General features: G+C 34.9%; 18 protein-coding genes. 12 read left to right on the top strand and 6 right to left on the bottom strand.

The features are described from left to right. Window positions 1–309 precede the first annotated feature (309 nt). The 4 genes from ACWG0P_RS15250 (at window position 310) to ACWG0P_RS15235 (ending at window position 4475) form a co-directional block, all read left to right on the top strand. Window positions 310–756, top strand: a complete 447-nt coding sequence (locus tag ACWG0P_RS15250) for a PTS sugar transporter subunit IIA (protein ID WP_455802448.1) — start codon at window positions 310–312, stop codon at window positions 754–756. Window positions 757–766: 10 nt separating this feature from the next. Next, window positions 767–1600, top strand: coding sequence for a BglG family transcription antiterminator LicT (gene licT / locus ACWG0P_RS15245; RefSeq protein WP_455802447.1), 834 nt, complete (start codon window positions 767–769; stop codon window positions 1598–1600). Window positions 1601–1726: 126 nt separating this feature from the next. After that, the gene (locus ACWG0P_RS15240; RefSeq protein WP_455802446.1) at window positions 1727–3076 is read left to right on the top strand and encodes a PTS transporter subunit EIIC; all 1350 of its coding nucleotides are present in this window, start codon (window positions 1727–1729) and stop codon (window positions 3074–3076) included. Beyond that, complete coding sequence (locus ACWG0P_RS15235) at window positions 3069–4475, top strand: glycoside hydrolase family 1 protein (protein ID WP_455802445.1); 1407 nt, start codon at window positions 3069–3071, stop codon at window positions 4473–4475. The genes ACWG0P_RS15240 and ACWG0P_RS15235 overlap by 8 nt, the downstream gene beginning before the upstream one ends. Before the next feature lie 83 nt (window positions 4476–4558). Here ACWG0P_RS15235 and ACWG0P_RS15230 read toward each other — a convergent pair whose 3' ends face one another. After that, entirely contained in the window at window positions 4559–5287 is a 729-nt protein-coding gene (locus ACWG0P_RS15230) for a TrmH family RNA methyltransferase (RefSeq protein ID WP_455802444.1), read from the bottom strand. A 130-nt stretch (window positions 5288–5417) separates the two neighbouring features. On the opposite strand from ACWG0P_RS15230, the gene nadE reads away from it, so the two are divergent. Both nadE and ACWG0P_RS15220 read left to right on the top strand, forming a co-directional pair. Further along, entirely contained in the window at window positions 5418–7070 is a 1653-nt protein-coding gene (gene nadE / locus ACWG0P_RS15225) for an NAD(+) synthase (RefSeq protein ID WP_455802443.1), read from the top strand. Between the two features lie 71 nt (window positions 7071–7141). Continuing rightward, on the top strand, window positions 7142–8335 hold the full coding sequence (locus tag ACWG0P_RS15220; RefSeq protein WP_455802442.1) for an AI-2E family transporter: 1194 nt from the start codon (window positions 7142–7144) through the stop codon (window positions 8333–8335). A 40-nt stretch (window positions 8336–8375) separates the two neighbouring features. Here the strand turns inward: ACWG0P_RS15220 and ACWG0P_RS15215 are convergent, their stop codons facing one another. The 3 genes from ACWG0P_RS15215 to ACWG0P_RS15205 form a co-directional block, all read right to left on the bottom strand. Next, complete coding sequence (locus ACWG0P_RS15215) at window positions 8376–10046, bottom strand: Na/Pi cotransporter family protein (protein ID WP_455802441.1); 1671 nt, start codon at window positions 10044–10046, stop codon at window positions 8376–8378. Window positions 10047–10177: 131 nt separating this feature from the next. Beyond that, window positions 10178–11848, bottom strand: coding sequence for a Na/Pi cotransporter family protein (locus ACWG0P_RS15210; RefSeq protein WP_455802440.1), 1671 nt, complete (start codon window positions 11846–11848; stop codon window positions 10178–10180). A gap of 159 nt (window positions 11849–12007) precedes the next feature. Further along, window positions 12008–14101 carry a glutamine synthetase III family protein gene (locus ACWG0P_RS15205; RefSeq protein ID WP_455802439.1) on the bottom strand — a complete coding sequence of 698 codons (2094 nt, stop codon included), beginning with the start codon at window positions 14099–14101 and terminating at the stop codon, window positions 12008–12010. Between the two features lie 358 nt (window positions 14102–14459). Here ACWG0P_RS15205 and rbr point away from each other — a divergent pair, with 358 nt between their 5' ends. The 6 genes from rbr to yunB all read left to right on the top strand — a co-directional run bounded on the left by rbr (window position 14460) and on the right by yunB (window position 19048). Further along, window positions 14460–14996 (top strand): rubrerythrin, encoded by a 537-nt coding sequence (gene rbr / locus ACWG0P_RS15200; RefSeq protein WP_455802438.1) that lies wholly within the window; start codon window positions 14460–14462, stop codon window positions 14994–14996. Window positions 14997–15136: 140 nt separating this feature from the next. Beyond that, a complete protein-coding gene (locus ACWG0P_RS15195; protein WP_455802437.1) occupies window positions 15137–15694 on the top strand; it encodes a hypothetical protein in 558 nt (185 codons plus the stop codon). Window positions 15695–15922: 228 nt separating this feature from the next. After that, the gene (locus tag ACWG0P_RS15190; protein WP_455802436.1) at window positions 15923–17314 is read left to right on the top strand and encodes a TrkH family potassium uptake protein; all 1392 of its coding nucleotides are present in this window, start codon (window positions 15923–15925) and stop codon (window positions 17312–17314) included. A gap of 12 nt (window positions 17315–17326) precedes the next feature. Then, on the top strand, window positions 17327–17995 hold the full coding sequence (locus ACWG0P_RS15185) for a potassium channel family protein (protein ID WP_455802435.1): 669 nt from the start codon (window positions 17327–17329) through the stop codon (window positions 17993–17995). 83 nt (window positions 17996–18078) lie between these two features. Then, window positions 18079–18405 (top strand): hypothetical protein, encoded by a 327-nt coding sequence (locus ACWG0P_RS15180; RefSeq protein WP_455792187.1) that lies wholly within the window; start codon window positions 18079–18081, stop codon window positions 18403–18405. Continuing rightward, window positions 18368–19048, top strand: coding sequence for a sporulation protein YunB (yunB, locus tag ACWG0P_RS15175; RefSeq protein WP_455802434.1), 681 nt, complete (start codon window positions 18368–18370; stop codon window positions 19046–19048). The genes ACWG0P_RS15180 and yunB overlap by 38 nt, the downstream gene beginning before the upstream one ends. Window positions 19049–19076: 28 nt before the next feature. Here the strand turns inward: yunB and ACWG0P_RS15170 are convergent, their stop codons facing one another. Then, complete coding sequence (locus ACWG0P_RS15170; RefSeq protein ID WP_455802433.1) at window positions 19077–21455, bottom strand: ribonucleoside triphosphate reductase; 2379 nt, start codon at window positions 21453–21455, stop codon at window positions 19077–19079. A gap of 16 nt (window positions 21456–21471) precedes the next feature. Continuing rightward, a complete protein-coding gene (locus ACWG0P_RS15165) occupies window positions 21472–22611 on the bottom strand; it encodes an anaerobic ribonucleoside-triphosphate reductase activating protein (protein ID WP_455802432.1) in 1140 nt (379 codons plus the stop codon). Window positions 22612–23577: the final 966 nt, after the last annotated feature.

The raw sequence follows: 23577 nt of genomic DNA, 5'->3' as shown, positions 1-23577 counted from the left end.
CTACATACATTATAGCATATATTACGATAAAGTACGAATATAAAATACAAAATGTTTGACAAAAAAATGGCTTATTTAGCCATGATAACTTACTTTGTTGATTTTCAAGTGTAAAACTTCCGAGAAGAAACGATGCAAACTATAAAAGAAAATTTCATCATATCTTTATAAAACATATTGACATCTAAATAAGAATGTTATATCCTAAGTTTGTAAGATTAGGATTGTCATTGAATGTTCAAGCAAGACCTGTTTACAAAATTTTTATTTTGGTAAGCGGGTCTTTTTTACGCGCAGAAAGGAACATATATGATAATTTATAGCCCAGCGAAAGGAATTACAAAAGAAATTGAACAAGTAAATGATGATGCATTTGCGAAAAAAATGCTTGGAGATGGTATTGCGATACTACCAGAAATTGGAGAGATTGTTTCCCCAATAAAAGGAGTGGTAGAGATGGTGTTTCCAACCAACCATGCGATCGGATTAAAAAGTGATAAGGGAGTGGAAGTATTAATCCATATTGGAATTGATACTGTTAATATGGAAGGAAATGGCTTCCAAGCATTTGTGAAACAAGGAGAACAAATCGATGTTGGTGATAAATTGATAACGTTCGATATTGAAAAAATTAAACATTCATCATACGATATAGATACGTTAGTCATTCTAACCAATACAGGGGAATATCAAAGTTTAGAGAAAACAAAAGAACAGAAAATTGATTGTGGGGACAATTTGCTCATCTTAAAATAAGGAGGCATATATGAAAATACTTCGAGTTTTAAACAATAATGCAGTCAGTTGTCTAGATTCAAATGGTGAAGAAATCATCGCGAAAGGGAAAGGGATAGCTTTTCAACGTAGTGCTGGTGATGATGTAGATGAAACAAAGGTTGAGAAGATTTTTACGCTTCAAAACAAAGAAACAAATAGGAGATTCCAACAAATTCTTGTGGAGATACCAAGCGATTGTATCGAGGTGAGTGAAGAAATTATCACTATGATAAAATCTAAAACAGATAAAACAATAAATGATACTATCTATATCACACTAACTGATCATATTTCAAACCTTTTAGAACGTATTAAAATGGGGATTGAATTTGACAATACCTTGTTATGGGATATTAAAAGGATGTATCGTGAAGAATATGAAATTGGATTGAGTGCTGTTGAAATAATCAATGAGCGATTCGATATTAAATTACAAAACGATGAAGCGAGTTTTGTGGCACTACATATAGTGAATGCGGAAATGGATGTTCAAATAAAGGATGTCTATCGAATTACATCCCTCATAGATGAAGTGTATAAGATGGTGAAAGATACCTTTGATTTAGAATTAGATAGTGAGGATTTAATTTATACAAGGTTTGTTTTACATCTTCGTTTCTTCTTTGAACGATTGATGCATGAGCAAAGTGAAATAATCCAAAAGAATGAAGATTTATTGGATATTATGAAACATAAATATCAAATGCAATACGAGTGTGTAGAAAATATATGCCAAAAAGCAGAGCGGAAATTTTCTAAAAGAGTATCTATAGATGAAAAATTGTATTTATTAATTCATATTGTGAAATTAACTACAAAATAATACATAGAGAAATCTATTATTATATCTTAGAAAGAAGGTGAGTTTGTTTTTTTACTGGATAGTGACAGTACGGCTGGCTAGACCTTTATTTGATGAAAGTAGTTCAGAAAATGGAGGTAATAAACTATGAATTATGAAGTATTAGCAGTAGAAATTGTTGCGGCAGTCGGTGGAAGTGAAAATATCCAAGCAGTAACACATTGCGCGACAAGATTACGATTCAATTTGGTGGATGATACAATTGTCGACCATACACAAGTGGAAATGATTGAAGGAGTTATGGGAGTATCCAATAAAGGTGGACAATATCAATTGATTATTGGAAATACAGTTTCTTCTTATTATGAAGAGGTTGAAAAACTTATTGGAAGTGTACAAGAAGAAATAGTGGAAGAAAAGAAAAAGGGCATACAAGGAATTATCAATGCGGTCTTTGATGTTCTTTCTGGGACATTTGTGATGTTTATTCCGGTATTGATAGCTGCAGGTATGATTTCTGCAGTCCTTGCGGTTTTAACTTCTTTTGAGATTGTATCTGCAGAAGATCCTACATACTTGGTGTTCTCAGGTGTGCAAAGTGCGATTTTCTATTTCTTGCCAATATTTGCAGGATATGCAGCAGGTACAAAGATGAAGATGAATCCCTTTGTAGGAATGGCATTAGGGGCAATCCTTTGTTTCTCAACATTTAATGGTGCAGAGAATTTATCAGTATTTGGTTTCCAAATTCCTACTGTTACCTATAGCTCTACTGTATTCCCAATTATACTTGGTGTATGTGTGATGGCGTTTATAGAAAGAGGCCTTAAAAGAATCATACCAGATGTTTTAAAATCACTTGTTATTCCTACGATAACATTATTAGCAGGAGTATTAATTACGTTGTTTTTATTGGGACCAATTGGTTCCTTTATGGGGAACTATTTGAGTGATTTTATAACTGTGATAAGTAAACATGCAGGATGGCTAGCTCCTTCATTGATTGCGCTTATTTATCCAATCATGGTATTTACAGGAATGCATTATAGTTTGATACCATTGGTTATGACATCCTTTGCGACCATTGGATTTGATCCTCTGTTAATGGTTGCGGGATTTGTTTCAAACTTTGCGGAAGCAGGTGTAGCTAGTGCAACGGTATTCTTAGAAAAAGATAAAGTAAAGAAAGCAGAAACAAGTGCGATTGCGATAAGTGCTTTATGTGGTGTTACAGAACCTGCATTATTTGGTATTACATTAAGGAATAAAAAGAATTTAATCGCTGTTTGTGTTGGAGGATTTTTAGGTGCTTTATTTGCTGGTGTCATGTCTTGTAAAGCGTTTGGATTTGTTGGTGGATTACCTTCACTTCCATTATTCTTAGATCCAAAAGGGGGATTTTTCAACCTTATGATGATCATTGTTTCCATTCTTATTTCCTTTGCGGTTACCTTTGTTTTATCCTATATTTTGAATAGAGGGAAAAAGAATGCCTAAGTTTAAGGATGATTTTCTATGGGGTGGAGCAATTAGTGCAAACCAAAGTGAGGGAGCATTCCAACGTGATGGAAAAGGTTTATCCATTCTGGATGTAATGGCAAAGGGAAAAAAGCAAGAACCTCGTAAACGCTATGATGATATTCGTGAAGATGTTTACTTTCCAAGTCATAATGCTATTCACTTTTATGATCACTATAAAGAAGATATACAGCTTTTAAAAGAAATGGGAATCAAATGTTTAAGAACATCCATCAATTGGACAAGAATATATCCGACAGGTGTAGAAGAGAGTCCAAATGAAAAAGGATTGCAGTTCTATGATGATGTGATTGATGAATTACTAGCGAATGACATTGTACCTTTGATTACATTACAACATTCTGATACACCGTTATATTTAGCAAGTGAATATGGTGGTTGGAAAAACCGATTTGTTGTGGATTGTTTTGAAAAGTATGTAGAAACTGTATTCCAACGATATAAAGATAAAGTGAGATACTGGATTACTATCAATGAAATAAATGCAATTAATTTTATTAGCTGGTTTGGCGCTGCCAATGAAAACATAACACTTGAAGAGAAGGAACAAGCTTCCTACCACTTATTATTGGCAAGTGCGAGTGCTGTAGTCATTGGGAAAAGGATAAATTCAGACTTTGTAATTGGAGGTATGGTAACGGATTGTTACTCTTATCCATATTCCTGTAATCCAAAGGATGTAATGTTATCGTTTGAAGACAAACATTATCATATATTCTTCTCAGATGTCATGTGCAGAGGGTATTATCCAAACTATAAAAACACGGAACTGAAACGAAATCATATGAAGATTAAGAAAGAAAGCAAAGATCAAAAAATACTCAAACAAGGGACTATTGATTTCTTAGCGTTTAGTTATTATTCTTCGCATGTATCTTCTTGTGAAAAAGATGAAGTGTTACAGGGGAATTTGTTACAGAATATCATAGGGAAATCCAATCCTTATTTAGAGACAAGTGAATGGGGATGGCAAATCGATCCACTAGGATTAAGAGTTTCTTTGAATGAATTCTACGATCGTTATCAAATCCCGCTATTCATTGTTGAAAATGGATTAGGGGCGCATGATGAGCTAACAGATAAAGAGCATATTCAAGATGATTATCGAATCGATTATATCAAACAACATATTCAAACAATTGGTGATGCGATAAATATTGATGGAATCGATGTAATGGGATATTTAGCTTGGGGTATTATAGATATCATTTCAGGTACAACTGGAGAGATGTCAAAACGTTATGGTATGATTTATGTAGATTTAGATGATGAAGGAAAAGGAACTGGGAAAAGATTTAAAAAGAAATCTTTTGAATGGTATAAGGGCGTAATTTCTAGCCATGGAGAACTTCTTTAAGAGTAAATCTATACATATAAACAAAAGACGCACATAGCTTTGTGCGTCTTATTAATATAACTTTGAGCTTAATTCCATATAGGTTAGTCTTTTGTTTGTCTTACATATTCAAATGCAAATATTGCTGTTGATGCGGCTGCCGTCATTGCATTTCTAAAGTCCGCACGATAGGGAATATATAAGTTTTGATCACTCTCTTGAAGGACGGGTTTACTTAAACCACGCATTTCTCCACCAATCGCAATACAAACACGTTCAGGGAATGTGTAATCATACAAAGAAATTGCATCACTTCGTTGGGCACATACAAAGTTTACTTTGTGTTGTTTTAAATAGCGTAGCGTTTCTGCCATATCTTGCGCAACATATAAATTGATATATTCACTAGCTCCTGCGCTTGCGCGAGTAACGACATCCCCTGCACTTGTCCAATTTCGCGGTGGGATAATCACCCCATCACATCCTGCAGCGTATAATGTACGAAGTACATAGCCAAAGTTGAAAGGATCTTCAATACCTTCCACAAGAGCTAAAAAGAGCTGTGGTTGATCTAGGACATCGTCAATGTTTTGAAACTGCCTCTCTTCACAGTACGCAAGCATTCCTCCATGTGTATTACCTTGTGCGATTTCATCGATTTCTGCACGTTCCTTATACTCGATGGGTACTTGCTTATCATTTGCACGATGTAAGATATAAGAGGTATCCTTGTCCTTCTTGTTTTTGTCTACGACGATTTTTGTAACATTTCTTCTACCTGCCATTAAGACAGCTTTTACAGATATATTTCCTTCTACGATATATGTACTCATATGGTCCTCATTTCTATTTGCATTTATTATAAGCGATTCTAGAAAAAACATCAAATGATGTAAGACACACTACTTTCCATCCATCCTAAAAAATGGTATGATGATGTACGTGAAAACAGGAGGTATCTGTATGAAAACAGCAGTTGTGACAATGAATGTAAAACAAGGGAAGTGTGAAGAGAATTTTGCTTATATGGAAACGAAAATCAAACAAGCGATACTCGATGGTGCGGACTTGATTGTATTTCCTCAAAATGCTGTCAGTGGATATCTTTTAGGAGATCGTTGGCTAGAAGATGCTTGGTGTAAGTATGTGGATAGTTTCAATGATTTACTAATTGCGCTTAGTCAGGATATCGCGATTGTATGGGGGAATGTGAAATATCGTAATCATAGACGATTTAATGCGGCCTTCTTTGCGTATCAGGGAAAGACGCATATGCGAGTTAAGAAAAATGAAAATTTGCCTTATTTTTCAGATGTTCGATATTTTGAAGAAAGTGATATCAATAGTGCAATCGAGTTTAAAGATATGGTATTAGCACTGAACTTTCATGAGGAAGTACAGTTGGCAGATATGAATATAAATTTAGATGCGCATCCATACGATATGGATGAAAGACATGAGATAAAAGGGAATGTGATTTATGTAAATGCAGTAGGGGCACAGAATAATGCGAAAAGCGTTATGATTATGCAAGGAGGCTCTGCCGTACAAAATCAAAAGAAACTCCTTTATCAGGCACCTTATTTTGAAGAAGATTATCAAGTTGTGGATATACTAAGTGAAAACGTATGTGAGAAACAAGAACCAGTCTTATTAGATGCGCTAGCATGCGGTATCAAAGATTTTGATATGCAAGTGTTTGGTGGAAAACTACCTTGGGTGGTTGGTTTATCAGGAGGACTTGATAGCAGTGTGACTTGTGCATTGTTGGCATATGCGCTTGGAAGTGAGCGTGTCTATGGATTTAATATGGCTACGAAGCATAATAGTAATACAACGATAACAAATGCTGCAAAAGAAGCAAGTGCATTGGGTATACATTATAAAGAAGGATCCATCCAAGCGTTTGTTGAAGCAAGTGCACATACATTGATGGAAGAATATGGTTTTCATGCGAAACAAGATGAAACGTTGGTTATGGAAAATATCCAAGCAAGAGCAAGAGGGTATTTGTTGAGTGGTTTTGCGGGAATTCTCGGTGGAGTAATTGTAAATAACGGGAATAAAGTGGAATCTATGTTAGGGTATTGTACGTTGTATGGAGATAGTGTTGGAGCACTTAGTTTGATAGGTGATTTAACAAAGGTACAGTTGTTTGATTTATCGAGAGATTTGAATGCACATTTTGGAAAAGAAGTAATTCCATTATCCTTGTTACCAGAAGTTTATGAGGATCGTATGAATTGGGAAATGGCACCAAGTGCAGAATTAAAAGAAAATCAATTTGATCCAATGAAATGGTTCTATCATGATTATCTTGTGGAACATCTTGGTAAAGATATGGAAGTTGTTGATTTTATGAGAAAGTATTATCATCATGAGTTGGATGAAGAATTAGGTAGATGGATTCAGTATTATCATTTAGATGAGCCTGAAGCGTTCTTAAAGGACTTGGATTGGTTCTTGTCTACCGTCGAAAGAAATAGCTTTAAAAGGCTTCAAACACCTCCTGTATTGTGCTTGCATAAAAAAAGTCTAGCAACACAAATTGATGCACAAATGCGTTATGATAAGATCATGTACAAAAAGTGGAAAGAAAACATACGAAATATGTAGAATCTTTCGAGATTGTAAGAGTAATCTATAAGGTTTCATGGTAAAATAAGTACATGAGGGGTGATGTTTGCATGAAGTTTAAGTTAACAGATGAAATGCGTAAGAAAATATGGATGTATGCGATTATCATCGGCATCGGTATTTCTATTTATTTTGCATTTTATCGCTTTGAGGCATTGGCAGGATTGTTTAGTACAGTAGTATCCTTAACAACGCCATTTGTACTAGGTTTTGCATTGGCGTTCTTATTGAATAAGCCAATGATGTTTTTTGAAAGAAAATTATTTGGGAAGTTATCTTGTAAACCTCAAATGAAACGTAACCTTTCCGCGATTTTAGCAATGATTGTGGCAATTGTAGTTGTCCTATTATTTCTAGGAATGTTGATTCCACAATTGTTGGATAGTATCTTTTCACTGGTAAGCGCATTCCCCGGATATGTAAATGATTTTCAACAGTTCGCAGTAAATTTTATGGAAAAAAATCAAATTGATCAAACCATTATTGATCGTTATTTGAACGATTCTGATATACTTGCTAGACTTACAGATATCGTTACCAAAGCATTGCCACAAATGGCAAGGATGACTTATCAATTAGGTAGTACCTTATTGAATATCTTACTTGGTATTATGGCTGGGTTGTATATGATGATGGATAAAGAGAGATTATCAGGCTATGTGAAAAAGATTAACTATGCGATATTTCCAGATGGAGTGTCTGAATACTTTCATCGCATGGTACTAGCAAGTGGTGACATCTTTAATAATTTTATTGTAGGAAAAGCAATCGATTCATTGATTATAGGTATCTTATGTTATGTTGGGTCTTTGATTTTTAATTTCCCATATGCATTATTATTGTCTGTGTTTGTAGGAGTTACGAATATGATTCCAGTGTTTGGACCATTCATTGGGGCTGTCCCTGGTATCGTAATCTTATTTATCATTGATCCTCTTACGGCTGTTTGGTTTGCGTTGTTTATCTTTGCACTTCAACAATTTGATGGCAATATCTTAGGCCCACTGATCCTTGGTGATAAATTAGGACTTCCTACAATTGGTATTTTGTTCTCTGTATGTGTAGGTGGAGGCTTGTTTGGAATCCTAGGTATGTTTATCGGTGTTCCATGCTTTGCGGTCTTCTATATGGCGTTAAGGGAATGGGTACATTATCGACTGGATAAGAAAAAACTCGATTTAGATCAAATTAGTGTGCGTGTTCAAAAAGAAGCAAAAGTATTAGAAAACGAAACAGAAGCATAATAAAAGCTCAACGCTATATAAGGCGTTGAGCTTTCTTATGTTAAGCTGGCATACTAACCATATCTTTCATTAACTCTTCATCATTCAATGTAAAGCTACAACGTTTACATTCTTGAATAACGTTGATCATATGATCAGAGACACGCTCGATATCCGTAAGGATTTCAGAATAGATAACACAATCATTTGCATTTACTTTTTTCGCAAGTAATCGATCAATTTGTGTTTGACGATAAGTTTCAGTCAATTCATCGATGCGATCTTCAATACGCTCGATTTTTTCATAACAATCATCATTACTGTTTAAACGATAAGTAAATAATAATGAGAAACTCTTTTCTAATAATTCTTTTAATTGTAATAATTCTTCTTTGATATGTTCATGAGAGCTTAGAACGTTTTCTCCACCTGGTTCTGCATATTGAATCATGTTCATAGCGTGATCCCCAATACGTTCGATATCTGCATAAGATTTATACAATGCATTACATGTTGTAGAGTCTTCATCATTCATATTTAATTGACTTACTTTAGTCATATAGTCTGTCATTTCCATATTGATGAAATTGATACGTTTTTCTCGTTTTCTAATTTTATCAAAATCATGTTCAATACCAATGAGAGTTTCAATGGACTGAATTAGATTTGTTTCTGATAACTTTAACATAACCAAAGCTTCTTTACGAAGGTTTGATATTGCGATAGGAATAGAACCAATGTTGTGTACATCGATAAACATAAGTGGTACATTTTCACTAGAATCTTCCATTTCTTCTGGTTTAATTGGTAAGATAACAGTAGCAAGTTTCGCCAATTGATTACCAAATGGAAGCAGTAATAAGGTTGTCGCAATGTTAAATGCTGTATGTGCATTGGCAATCTGTGCAGCAGGATTGGTAGTAATTGCCTCCATCCAATCTACAAATGGAATGAAGTTTACGACAATCAAGAAGATTGTTGTACCTATAATATTAAAGGAGAGATGGATAATGGTCGTCCGCTTGGCATTTCGATTCGCCCCAAGAGACGCCATAAAACTTGTGATACAAGTTCCAATATTCTGTCCAAAGATAATATAGACAGCAGTATGTAATGGCACCAACCCACTCACCGCTAATGCTTGTAAGATACCAACAGAAGCACTTGAACTTTGAATTAAAGCGGTAAATGCAGCTCCTAATAGAATTGCTAATACTGGATTGGAAATTGTAGACATAGCATCAATGAACATAGGAGATCCCTGTAAAGGAACCATTGCATTCTTCATCATATCTAATCCTATAAATAGAATACCCAAACCACCAAAGATCTCACCAATAGAATTGATTTTTTTCTTTTTGATAAAGGTTACCATGATTACCCCAACAATTGCGACCAATGGAGCAATCTTACTTGCGTCAAGAGCAATCAACTGACCAGTAATGGTCGTACCAACATTGGCACCCATAATAATCCAAACTGCTTGACGTAGTGTCATCAACTGAGAATTTACAAAGCCAACAACCATAACTGTTGTGGCAGAAGAACTTTGTACAACAGCTGTAATTCCAGCACCCACAAGAATTCCCAAAAAACGATTACTTGTAAGTTTTTCAAGAATACCCTTCATTTTATCCCCAGCAGCACCCTCTAAACCATTACTCATCATATGCATACCATATAAGAACAAGGCAAGGCCACCCAGAAGCATTAAGACACTTTCAAATGTCATAATACAAACCTCCTTTATTTTTAGTTTATACGTAAAGTATAACGTAAGTATTTACATGTAACAATAAAAAATTCCTTTATTTGATAAAATGCATCACCCTAGACCCTTGTAAGAGTAGGGTGATGCACTACTTATGCAGCAACGTAAGCTTCTGATAATGCGTTGATATCTTCTTCGCGTAACGTAAAACTGCAACGTTTACACTCTTGAATAATATTCATCATATGATCGGATACACGTTCGATATCAGTCATAATTTCACTGTAATTCACACAATCTCTAGCTTCTACTTTTTTGTCTACTAATCGTTTGATTTGTGCATCACGATAGGTTGCGGTCAATTCATCAATCTTATCTTCGATACACTCGATTTTATTGTAGCAATCATCCGCACTATTCAATTGGTATGTAAACATCAAGGTAAAGCTTTCGCTTAATAGATTTAATAACGTTTGTAATTCTTCTTTGATAGGTTCGTATGTTTTAAATTTAAACTGGTCTACCGTAGAATATTGTAAGATATTAATGGCATGATCACCAATACGTTCAATATCAGCGAAACATTTATATAATGCATTACAAGTGGTAGAGTCACGATCATTCATGTTCAATTGACTTACTTTTGTCATATAGTTTGTAATTTCGTAATTGATAAAATTGATTCGTTTCTCTCGCTTCATGATCTTTTCCGCACTGAATTTCTCACCATAAATGGCTCCGATAGCTTCTTTCATATTCTTTTGCGCAAGTTGTAATGTCGCAAGTGCTTCCTTTTGAAGGGAATTGATGGCGATTGGAATGGAACCAATATTGTTTTGATCAATGAAGGTAAGTGGAATATCGTATTTTGCATCTTCTTTTTCATTTTCACGAAGAGGCATAATTTTCTGTGCTAACAAGGCTAATTTATTTCCAAATGGCAACAACAATAAGGTAGTTACAATATTAAAGGTTGTATGCGTATTTGCAATTTGTGCTGCAGGATTTGATGTAATGGAAGTCATCCAATCTACAAATGGCACAAGATTTACAAAGATAAGGAATAAAGCCGTACCTATAATATTAAAGGACAAGTGAATAACAGTCGTTCTTTTTGCATTTCGATTGGCACTCAAGGATGCAAGTACTGCGGTAATACAAGTACCAATGTTTTGTCCAAATATAATATAAATGGAAGAACTGAGCGGAATCAAACCACTCACTGCCAGCGCTTGTAAGATACCTACCGATGCACTGGAACTTTGAATTAAGGCAGTGAATCCAGCACCTACAAGAATTGCAAGGAATGGATTGGATATGGTGGTAATCATATCGATAAAGGCAGGAGAATCACGTAAAGGAACCATGGCATTTGACATCATACTCATACCGATGAATAAAATTCCTAACCCTCCAAAGATTTCCCCAATGGAATTTGCTTTTTTATTTTTGATAAATGTTACCATTACAACACCAACGATTGCGACCAATGGGGCAATCTTACTAGCATCTAATGCGATTAACTGTCCAGTAATGGTCGTACCAATATTGGCTCCCATAATAATCCAAACAGCTTGATTTAACGTCATCAGTTGAGAATTTACAAACCCTACAACCATAACTGTCGTGGCAGAAGAACTCTGAATAACAGCAGTAATACCTGCACCTACGATAACACCTAAGAAACGATTGCTAGTCAAACGTTCTAAAATGCTTTTCATTCGATCCCCAGCAGCACCTTCTAGTCCAACACTCATCATATGCATACCATATAAGAAGAGTGCTAGTCCACCAAGCAATGCTAGGACATTAGTAAATGACATAAACTACCTCCCAAACAAAAATGTTCAGGTATAGTATAACTCGTTATATAAAAAGTTTTGTAAATTTTTTGTTAATTTTTAACAATAATTTAACGTAAATTTCTAACAAAGCATATAAAAAGTAGCGATTCTATGAAGAATTGCTACTTTTGTGTTAATTTATTGCATATTGATGAACATATCATCGTAGGTAGGGAATGGGTAGTTTTCCGCAGACATCGCTTCTTCAATCTCATCAATAACTGCACGTAATTCATTCATCGTTGGGACCACTACATGATCAAGATAAAGTGCTTTCTCCATATTGTTTGGATAAGCAGAACGTTCGATCATCTTGTTCTTTAAGTTATGATAGGTTTCATCAAACGTTGTTAATAAAGAAACAAGTTGAGATATCTTACGTTTGTAGTATGGATTTTCTACACCCAAAGAATTTTGCGCATCGCTATAAAACTTAATTTCTTTTACAAGTGCTGGCAAAATTTCTTTCTTACTTATATCTAACAACGTTAATACTTCAGCTTTCACAGATTTGCGATACTCTTCCGTTAAAATATCCACACGTGCTTGCAACTCTGTTTGATTGTAAACTTCATTGCGTGCAAACATTGCCACTGCTTTTTCATCAATCATAGATGGAATGGAATCTAAGTAATGCGCAATATTAGGAAGACCACGTCGTTTCGCTTCTTCTAACCATTCATCGGAATATCCATCTCCAGAGAATAAGATGCGAGAGTGTTTTTTTAAGATATCACGACAGATATCTAAAGATTTTTTACGAATATCATCAATGTATTTCAAATTCTGTAATTGATCCCCTATGCGACGCAGGGAATCTGCCACAATGGTATTCAAAATAATGTTGGTAGTAGATGCACTACGACTACTTCCTACCATACGGAATTCAAACTTATTTCCAGTAAAGGCAAATGGAGATGTACGGTTACGATCGCTTGTATCTTTTGGTACATAGGATAAGTTTGCGATTGCATATGGCTGTGTTTCTACTTCGTTCTTTAATTCGTTATCACCCTTACGGAGTTTATCAAAGATGATTTCTAACTCATCTCCCATACAAATAGAGACAACCGCAGGTGGAGCTTCATCTGCGCCTAAACGATAATCATTTCCATAACAGCTTGCGGCCATGCGAAGAAGTTCTGGATAACTATCCACAGCTTCAATAATCGCACTTACAAATAATAAGAAACGAATATTTTCATGTGGACGATCACCTGGCTCTAATAAGTTTTGACCATCATCGGTTACCAAGGACCAGTTGTTATGTTTCCCACTTCCATTTACTCCTTGGAATGGTTTTTCATGAAGAAGACAAGCAAATCCATGTTTTTCTGCTTTCTTCTTCAACACATCCATAATAATAAGGTTTTGATCCACTGCAATATTTACTTCAGAATATAATGGCGCAAGTTCAAATTGACAAGGAGCGACTTCATTATGCTCTGTCTTAGCGTAGATTCCAAGTTTCCATAGTTCTTCATCTACTTCTTCCATAAACGCTTGTACACGTGTTGGAATGCTGCCGAAATAATGTCCACGAATATCCATACTCTTTGGAGGCATTGAACCAAACAAAGTTCTTCCTGTGTGTACTAGATCTTTACGCTTCTGATACATTTCTTTATCTATAAGGAAGTACTCTTGTTCAAGCCCAACCATGGCACTTACGCGTTTGATATCTTTATCTTTAAATAAGTTAACAATACGTGTTGCTTGTTTGCTAATGGCTTCTACCGATTTTAATAGAGGTGCTTTTTTATCAAGTGTTTCTCCATTATAAGAAACAAAGATGGTTGGAATACACAATACGTTATCTCTTAAAAAAGCTGGAGATGTACAATCCCAATACGTATACCCACGTGCTTCAAATGTCGCACGAAGTCCACCACTTGGAAAACTAGAGGCATCTCCTTCACCTTTAATCAATGATTTACCAGAGAAACGAGAGATTGGTTGATCGTATTCACCAGGTTCAATAAAACTATCATGTTTTTCCGCTGTAGAACCCGTTAATGGTTGAAACCAATGTGTAAAGTGAGTGGCTCCTTTTTCCATTGCCCATGTTTTCATAGCGTGTGCAATCGCATCAGCGGTTGTACGATCAAGTGCATCCTCTTTACGAGTTGCAGTCTTCCATTTTGAATATATTGGATGAGGAAGGCACTCCTTCATTACGCTTTCACTAAATAAATTGATGCCAAAATCATCAAAGGGATGTTTGTTTGTCATATTGATACTCCTCCTATACAAGGATTTTACAGTATTTCATAAAAAAAGTATAGAAAAACATAACAAAAATGAAAAAAATAGAAGAAAATAGAAAAATAACTGCAAAAACCCAATTTAAAATAGAAAAAATTCGAAATATTCAAAAAATGTTCATGATTATGTTAAATTGTAGTATGTATGCAAAGTGGATGCAATTTTACAATATTTGTAGTATAATTTGGAATAGAAAGTGTTGAATGCCGCATCATAATAGAGATTTGCATAAATATTGTCATAAGTACGTGGTGAAAAGCATAAAACATACATAGGACAGTAGCAAACTGGATGAGGCATAAAACATCCACAAGGAGGAATATACATGAATTTAAAAGGAACAAAAACAGAAAAGAATTTGAATGAAGCATTTGCTGGGGAGTCCATGGCAAGAAATAAATATACTTACTATGCTAGCAAGGCAAAAAAAGATGGATACGTTCAAATTAGTAACATCTTTGAACAAACAGCAAACAACGAGAAAGAACATGCAAAATTATGGTTCAAGCTATTACATGATGGAATGCCTGATACAGTAACGAACTTAAAAGATGCTGCAGCTGGTGAAAACTTTGAATGGACAGATATGTATGCTCGTATGGCAAAAGAAGCACGTGAAGAAGGATTCGACGATATTGCGGATACTATGGAAGGTGTTTTAGCAATCGAAAAGACACATGAACAACGTTATGTTGCTTTATTAAACAATATCGAAGACGGATCCGTTTTTGATAAGTGCGAAGAAACTACTTGGGAATGTCTAAACTGTGGACATTTACATGTAGGTAAGAGTGCTCCTGAGCTTTGCCCAGTATGCGATCACCCACAATCTTACTTCGAAGTACGCGAAGAAAATTATTAGGATACAATGCGTTATCAGACTTCATAGGACATTGGTTGAACAACCCATCCTATGGAGTTTTTTTTTGAACTTATTCAGATTTTTAATCCTATACATAGGATCATGATATAATGGAAGAAGTGATATGGAAGGGAGTTCACATGCAAATACAGACACGTAAGAAGACATCTATGATGTACAAGGGAATATTGTGTATGATAAGTTTGTGTACATTATGGGGATGTAAAGATGCAAAGACATCATATGCATCGATGTCAAAAGAAGAGTTACAACAAGTATATGATACAAATGAACAAGATGTATCAAACATGAACAAAGATATAGAAACGAAAAAAATGACACTATCGCAATATAAAAAAGATAAGAAGCGATTGACTTCCTTACAGGAAGATATAAAAAAGGCTCAAGAAGAAATGCTAGATATACAAAAACAAGCACTCTATGTGGGGAAGTTTGTATGTAAGGTCAATACTTGTCAGGGAAATCCCAAACATGAGAATTATGGTGATTTTATAGCAATCACGGATACTCTAGTTGAGGCAAGAGAAAATCTGTTACAATTACAAAATGAGGAAGAAAAGTTAGAAGATAAGATAGAGCAAGAAGAAGATATCGAAGAAGTTATAAAAGAGATAGAAACAAAGATTGAAAAGCTGACTCTTGAGAATGAAGAAATAAAAGAACAATTAGGGCAATAATAGCGTAATAGAAGGTGTTGAAAACTAGTATAAAGACTTTGTTTTGACCCTTTATTTATAGTATATACGACAAGTTTATATAAAATTTATTATTTTGTGTTGTAAAATAAATTTAAACGTGTAAAATATGTATCATACATCTGTGAAGAATTGGTAAAGATGTGGATAGAGCGCATAAGTTTTATGTGAAGATTGTATGACAAGGGAAAAGAAGGTTTAAATAAAGATATGGTGAATTTTATACATTCTGTGCTGGGCTTTCGAAAAATGTCCCCCGCACAAAAAATTGCATCCAGTTTTTTATTGGTCATCCTAACAGGTACTGTGTTATTGACGCTACCAATATCGAATGCAGATGGTCAATTTTTAGATCCTATCAATGCGTTGTTCTCAGCGACGAGTGCAACTTGTGTTACTGGTTTAACAGTGATTGATGTTTCAACACAATTCAATTACTTCGGGCAAACGGTTATGATGTTGTTGATGCAAGTTGGTGGACTAGGGTTGATGACATTTATGGCAGTGTTTCTGCTAATTATTAAGAATCGTTTATCAATGAATGAAAAGATAGCGATGAAAGAGATGTTAAATCAAGATAAAGTTTGGAATATGCGTAAGTTTATTCTAGATATTCTATATTATACCTTATTTTTTGAAACGATTGGGGCAATCTTAATATCGTTTCGAATGATTCCAACATATGGTTTGATGGATGGTGGATTCAAATCTATATTCTTGGCAGTATCTGCATTCTGTAATGCAGGGTTTGATACGTTAGGAACCACGAGTTTACAAGCCTATGTACATGATCCACTTATGTGTTTAACAATCATGTCTTTGATTGTATTGGGTGGTATTGGGTTTGCGGTTTGGTTTGATGTACGTGATAAAGTTGGACCATTATTAAGAAGAGAAATTTCATTTAAGAAATTTAGACATAGTTTAACGCTTCATACAAAGATTGTATTATTGGTAACTGTATTCTTGATTGTTGTTGGTGGAGTTGTCATCATGGTGTTGGAGTTTAACAATCCTAATACCATGGGAGATTTTACACTTCCAGAAAAGTTGATGAGTGGAATGTTTGAATCCATTGCATTGCGTACTGCTGGATTTACATCCATCAATTATGCGGGACTACATCAAGGTACAAGTTTGATTATGATGATCTTAATGTTTATCGGTGGATCTCCAGGAGGTACTGCTGGTGGTATTAAGACAACTACATTTGCAGTTTTGGTTATCTATATGATTTGTATGTTAAAGGGAAAAGATCATACGATTGCATTTAAACGTACGGTTGGTAATGGTGTTGTGATACGAGCAATGGGTATCTTCTTCATCAACTTGGTAACTTTATTTACAGGTATTTTCTTTCTTTGTATATTTGAAGATAAGAATTTCTTATCGATTTGTTTTGAAGCAGTTAGCGCATTAGCAACGGTTGGATCGAGTCTTGGAATTACTGGTTCCTTAGGCGTTGCTGGAAAACTCATTATTATTTTAATGATGTATGTAGGAAGAATTGGTATTTCTACTTTGATTCTTTCTCTTACTAGACAAAAGAATTTAGAAACAAATAAGGTTGTTTATCCGGATGGTAATATCATCGTAGGTTAAGGAGACAGGTGTATGAAAAAAACATTAAATAGACAGTATGCAGTATTAGGGTTAGGGATTTTTGGTTCTACAGTCGCAAAGACATTGAGTATGCACAATTGTGAAGTTATCGCAGTAGATAGTGATCCAAAGTGTGTCAATCGAATGGCAGATATCGTAACACAAGCAATGCAGTGTGATATTACAGATATTGATCAATTGCGTGCTGCAGGGATTGCGGATTGTGATATTGCTATTGTTAGTATGGGAAGTCATTTGGAAGAAAGCGCAATGGGTATTATCAACTTAAAAGAGTTAGGTATTCCTTATATTGTTGCGAAAGCAAAAAATAAACGTTATATGCAAGTATTCTTGGAACTAGGCGCAAATAAGGTTGTACGCCCTGAAAAGGAAATGGGAGTACAAGTCGCAAAAGGGGTACTTGGTAAAAATATTATTGATATCGTTGACTTAGATAAAGATTATAGCGTTGTGGAGATTCCAGCTCCAGAAAAATGGATTGGAAAATCTTTAATACAATTAGATTTAAGACGTACGAATGGAATCAATGTTGTTGGAATACGTTCTGTTGATGATGAACATTTGAATATTTGTCCGGATGCAGAATATAGCGTAAAACCTAACGATCATTTATTGATTATTGCGAACGGAAATACATTGGATCAGTTCGATTCACTATAAGCGAAGGGTATGTGTGAAAGCACGTACCTTTTTTTGTATTAAATAAGGGTTTATTTTCATACACTCTATTAGGAGGTTGAGTTATGGTAGAAGTAGAAAATATACAATTAGATCACCATGAGTTTATTGGAATTTATTTAAATCTCCCTCAATATCCCATCCATTTTATTATGTCTACACATTCTATTCTTGCGCAAGAAAACTTCTCCATGGAGCATTTTAATCATGTAGAGAAAGATGTTGCTTTGATTTTGTGTAGTTATACCTTTGGCTTTGAGGGGTTATTAGCAAGTGTTGTGGTGGATTGTAATACACACGCAAAGCATAAGGGTGTTTGTAAAGGAATGTTGGCGAAAGAGGCGTTGATGCTTTGTGAGAAAAATACGAATCAAGCGTTACCGCAAGTTTAAGATACTTGCAATCATAATAGTTTTATTAAGTTCGAGTTTTTTAGCAACTCGATCATTCAATCGTTATATGGAGCCTCAACTATTGGCAATCGCAAAACAACATGCAGGCTTCGCAATCAATAACATTGTAAAAGAAGTTCTAGCAGATATGGAGTTTAATCAAAAGGATATTGTAAATATCCAGAAGAACAATGATGGAACCATTACGAATATTGACTATGATTCCGCAAGGTTAAATCAAATCTTATATACTGCGCTAAATACTATCGATGCATCCTTATTAGCGGCACAAGATGGAAGAAAAGATCCAACTACAAAAGATGTATTCTATGAAGATGGAGTGCTCTATGAGGTGCCTATGGGTTATTTCTCTCATCTTTATTTCCTATATGAAAAAGGTCCTAAAGTAAAAATAAAGATGAAGATGATGAACGATGTGACTGGAGAAATCAAAACAGAAACAAAACCATATGGAATTAATAATACAATGGTGAAAATATCACTGGTTGTGCATGTAAACGCCCAAGTATTAACTTTTTTAAGTACGAGTGAATTGAACAATAAGTGTGAGATACCAATCATAATCCAAGTGGTGAATGGAAGTGTTCCTAATATTTCACCTTATGGGGCTACGAATGAATAAAAGCAGTCTTTCGGCTGCTTTTATGAGCTTATTTACGTAAGGAATCAATATATTTACGAATATTAGATGCATTACTATATGTTTCACATCCATCTTTTGTACATACCACTAAGGTAGGGGCTTGCATAATCGCAAACTTCTTCGTAAGTTCAATATTATCTTCCGCATCCACTTTATCGTATTCTACACCTGCATTATTTAACCATGTAGATGCAATCTTACAATTTGGACAAGTCTTTGTTGTGAAGAGCATGATACCTTCTTCATCAATGACTGGTTTTTCTATTTGTTCTTCTTTTGTATTTGGACTAGCAAATGCTTCTTTCCCAGAAAGGATAGAATGTCCAATATCGTATTCTTTACGTTCTTTGTATTCTTGCGCTTTTCCTTCATTCCAGTTTTGGATAGGTCGATAATATCCTGTTATACGACTCCATACTTCCGTTGGCTTTCCACAAATTGGACATACATATTGTTCACCTGTTAAATACCCGTGAGTCTTACAAATAGAGTAGGTTGGGGATAATGTATAGTAAGGGAGTTTATAGTTGTCAGAAATGGTTTTCACAAGGCTAGCGGCAGCTTTCCAATCAGGAAGCTTCTCACCTAGGAAGGCATGGAATACAGTCCCTGATGTATAGAGGGCTTGTAATTCATCTTGTACATCCAATGCATCAAAGATATCTTCACTAAATCCTACAGGCAAATGAGAACTATTGGTATAGTATGGTGTTCCATCTTGTGTTGCGCAAAGGATATCTGGGTATAGCTTTTTGTCATGTTTCGCAAGACGGAAGGTAGTAGATTCTGCTGGAGTTGCCTCTAGGTTGTATAAATCACCATATTCTTCTTGATAAATGACCAAACGATTGCGCATATGATCCAATACTTCTTTTGTAAAGGCTTGTGTTGTTTTATCTGTTAAATCTTTACCTAACCAGTTGGCATTTAGACCTACTTCATTCATTCCAATCAAACCAATGGTAGAGAAATGATTTTCAAAAGATCCAAGGTAACGTTTTGTATATGGATAAAGACCTTCATCTAATAAACGAGTAATGATATCACGTTTAATTTTTAACGAACGTGCAGAAATATCCATCAAACGATCCAATCGTTTATAGAAGTCTTCTTTGTTCGTTGCTAGATAGGCAATACGAGGCATGTTGATGGTCACAACTCCTACAGAGCCAGTACTTTCACCACTTCCGAAGAAACCTCCAGATTTTCTACGAAGTTCACGAAGATCCAAACGTAAACGACAACACATACTACGTACATCACTTGGTTCCATATCACTATTTACATAGTTAGAGAAGTAAGGTGTACCATATTTTGAAGTCATTTCAAACAATAAACGATTGTTTTCTGTATCTGACCAATCAAAATCAGAAGTTATAGAATACGTAGGAATAGGATATTGGAAACCACGTCCTTGTGCATCTCCTTCAATCATAATTTCTATGAAAGCTTTATTGATCATATCCATCTCTTTTTTACAATCTTTATATTTAAAATCTAACTCTTTACCACCAATGATACAGTTTAGTTCTGCTAAATCATTAGGTACACTCCAATCCAATGTAATATTAGAGAATGGTGCTTGTGTTCCCCAACGACTTGGTGTATTCACCCCATAAATGAAAGATTCAATGCATTTTTTTACTTGCTCATAAGATAAATCATCTGCTTTTACAAAGGGTGCTAAATACGTATCGAAAGAAGAGAATGCTTGTGCACCAGCCCATTCATTTTGCATAATACCTAAGAAATTGACCATTTGATTACAAAGGGTTGCTAAGTGAGAGGCAGGCTTACTTGTAATCTTTCCACTAACTCCACCCAATCCTTCTTGAATCAATTGTTTCAAAGACCATCCTGCACAATATCCAGTTAACATACTTAAGTCATGGATATGTACGTCACCTTTACGATGTGCACTTGCTATTTCATCATCATAAATTTCTGACAACCAATAATTCGCAGTAATGGCTCCACTGTTATTTAAAATCAAACCACCTACGGAATAGGTGACGGTAGAGTTCTCTTTCACACGCCAATCGGTTGCTTTTACATAACTATCAACTAAGTCTTTATAATCTAGAATGGTTGACTTCATATTACGTAACTTTTCACGTTGTCTACGATATAAGATATAAGCTTTCGCTACATCTGCATATCCAGATTCAATTAGTACGGCTTCTACACTATCCTGAATATCTTCTACTGCAATTTTATCTGCTTTAATTTTTGGTTCAAAATGGGATGTAACACGAAGTGCTAACATCTCTATAATACTTGGATGATATTGACGTTCAACTGCTTCAAATCCCTGTGTAATCGCATCACTAATTTTTGTGATATTAAATTCTCTTTCTTTGCCATCTCTTTTAATAACTTTGTACATGTAAGTTTCCTCTCTTTCAAATACCCCTTAACTGTGTGTTTGGTATATATTCCTTTATGATTTCTAGGAATGTGTGAAGTGTATCTATGTCATGCGCATGTAATCCTGGTGTAATGACATGGTCACTGTCGACGAAATTTTGAAGATAATAAGCATCTGCCCCTTGTAGCCATTTCGCAATCTCTTTCATATCTTCTATACTATGAAATTCTTTTACGATGGTTGTGCGAAATTCATAATCCACTGCATTGCTCAATAGATATTGAATGCTTTGTTGGATAGGTGTGATATCGAAGGTGGTTAAACCTATGGTTTCCGCATATCGTTTAGGGCTGTTTTTTATATCCATGGCAACAAAATCCACAAGCCCTTCATCTACAAGATGTTTTAAGGCGATGGGATTACTACCATTGGTATCGAGTTTAATCTTATAACCGAGAGCTTTTACCTTTCGCATAAAAGGTTCTAATCCACTGCTTAATAGAGGTTCTCCTCCACTAATGCAAATTCCTTCCAATATTCCTATTCTCTTTTTTAAAAAGGATAGGATGTCTTCTTGTGCAATTTCTGCTGTATTCTCGGGAAGAAATACCAAATCAGAATTTTGACAGAATGGACAACGGAAGTTACACCCTCCTGTAAAAATTGTACTGGCCATCTTTCCAGGATAATCTAACAGTGTAAGCTTTTGAAGTCCAAAGAGGGATATTGTGGAAGTTGTATCTTCTTCTTCAAAATTACGGGCAGTATCACATAGCTTTTCCAAAGAAGCCTCGAAAAGTGCTTCTTCCTCTGCATCCATATTACTGGTTAACTTCTCCCACCATCTTCTTCTAACTTTATATATTTCGGGAATGATTTCTTTTGTTTTCTCAGTTGTATATAAACAACGAACACGTCGATCTTCTTCACTTGCTACAGTGGTAACCAAACCTTGTTCTTCAAGCTTTTGAACACTTTTTGTAATCGTTCCTTTATCGAAACAACCTTTCAAAGCGAGGTTTTGCATACTGATTCCTTCATTTTCATAAATGAGAATAAGGAAGGGGAGTTGCCCTGAACCGATGCCGTATTCTGCTAGTTTTTTATCGTAATACTTTTGCCCATTTCGGTACAAAAGAGAGATGTTCATAAATAAATAATTGCTGCTTTCCATGGTGTTCTCCTAATGGTTGACAATTCAACTATTATCATATTAGCACATGAAAGTTGAACATTCAACTAAAATAATGCGATGTTTCAAATTCTTAAGAAACCGTTTACAACCACAAGTATCAACTGTTGGAAAGGAATCAAACACGATATATGATGAACTTCATAAAAAGATTATTAATCAGTACAAAATGTCACAAAAAGTCTATACATTGTGAAGTGCACCCTATAAATTGGGCAACTAATGATATGATCACTCCAAAGTGGACAACGTAAATAAATAAAACGTTGCGTACGAAAGGAGTGATCTTTTTTTATGGAAAGAAAAAGTAAATATAGCGTCGAACAAAAAATAGAAGCAGTGAAGAAATTCAAAATTTGTAAAGCAGGAATTGAATATTTAATTAGATTGATAAATATTCATAGCATAGATATCTTAAGAACAGATAAAATAACTATTATTTAACGACGCTAAAAAAAGAAATTATAAGTAAGGTACTAATTGATAATCGCTCTTCTATATCTGTTGCTTTGGAATATGGTTTATCATCAAAAGGAATGATGAGTAACTGGATTAAGTCGTATAAAGAGAACGGATATGTTATAGTAGAAAAACCTAGAGGGAGGTCACCTGCTATGAAAACAAATCAATCTAAAAAAGAATATAAAGAAATGATGCTTGAAAAAAAACAAGTATAATGAAAAACGTATTTAATACCTTGAAGCGGAGAATGAATACCTAAAAAAATTGAGAACTGTGGTTCAGGCAAGGAAGAGTCAACAACCGAAGAAAAAGTAGTGGTGGTTTATGAATTACAGCGAATATATCCAATCTGTATTCTTCTTACGGGTTTGTCAATATAAATGTGTAATTTTTTTACAAATATTTTAGGAAGTGCTAAATCTTAATGATAAAGCCTTCCTTTTTCATTAAAGCATTATGAAAATATACTAGTAATTCATGTAGGGG

The sequence above is a fragment of the Amedibacillus sp. YH-ame6 genome, assembly GCF_053848845.1.
This window is presented reverse-complemented; position numbering and strand designations above follow the sequence as displayed.

Excerpts from the sequence above, each read along its gene's own strand:
- ACWG0P_RS15240 (WP_455802446.1), top strand. The coding sequence starts at position 1,727 with ATGAATTATGAAGTATTAGCAGTAGAAATTGTTGCGGCAGTCGGTGGA.
- ACWG0P_RS15185 (WP_455802435.1), top strand. The coding sequence starts at position 17,327 with ATGAAAAAAACATTAAATAGACAGTATGCAGTATTAGGGTTAGGGATT.
- ACWG0P_RS15195 (WP_455802437.1), top strand. The coding sequence starts at position 15,137 with ATGCAAATACAGACACGTAAGAAGACATCTATGATGTACAAGGGAATA.
- nadE (WP_455802443.1), top strand. The coding sequence starts at position 5,418 with ATGAAAACAGCAGTTGTGACAATGAATGTAAAACAAGGGAAGTGTGAA.
- ACWG0P_RS15210 (WP_455802440.1), bottom strand. The coding sequence starts at position 11,848 with ATGTCATTTACTAATGTCCTAGCATTGCTTGGTGGACTAGCACTCTTC.
- ACWG0P_RS15235 (WP_455802445.1), top strand. The coding sequence starts at position 3,069 with ATGCCTAAGTTTAAGGATGATTTTCTATGGGGTGGAGCAATTAGTGCA.
- rbr (WP_455802438.1), top strand. The coding sequence starts at position 14,460 with ATGAATTTAAAAGGAACAAAAACAGAAAAGAATTTGAATGAAGCATTT.
- licT (WP_455802447.1), top strand. The coding sequence starts at position 767 with ATGAAAATACTTCGAGTTTTAAACAATAATGCAGTCAGTTGTCTAGAT.
- ACWG0P_RS15220 (WP_455802442.1), top strand. The coding sequence starts at position 7,142 with ATGAAGTTTAAGTTAACAGATGAAATGCGTAAGAAAATATGGATGTAT.
- ACWG0P_RS15215 (WP_455802441.1), bottom strand. The coding sequence starts at position 10,046 with ATGACATTTGAAAGTGTCTTAATGCTTCTGGGTGGCCTTGCCTTGTTC.
- ACWG0P_RS15170 (WP_455802433.1), bottom strand. The coding sequence starts at position 21,455 with ATGTACAAAGTTATTAAAAGAGATGGCAAAGAAAGAGAATTTAATATC.
- ACWG0P_RS15180 (WP_455792187.1), top strand. The coding sequence starts at position 18,079 with ATGGTAGAAGTAGAAAATATACAATTAGATCACCATGAGTTTATTGGA.
- ACWG0P_RS15165 (WP_455802432.1), bottom strand. The coding sequence starts at position 22,611 with ATGGAAAGCAGCAATTATTTATTTATGAACATCTCTCTTTTGTACCGA.
- ACWG0P_RS15230 (WP_455802444.1), bottom strand. The coding sequence starts at position 5,287 with ATGAGTACATATATCGTAGAAGGAAATATATCTGTAAAAGCTGTCTTA.
- ACWG0P_RS15205 (WP_455802439.1), bottom strand. The coding sequence starts at position 14,101 with ATGACAAACAAACATCCCTTTGATGATTTTGGCATCAATTTATTTAGT.
- ACWG0P_RS15190 (WP_455802436.1), top strand. The coding sequence starts at position 15,923 with ATGGTGAATTTTATACATTCTGTGCTGGGCTTTCGAAAAATGTCCCCC.
- ACWG0P_RS15250 (WP_455802448.1), top strand. The coding sequence starts at position 310 with ATGATAATTTATAGCCCAGCGAAAGGAATTACAAAAGAAATTGAACAA.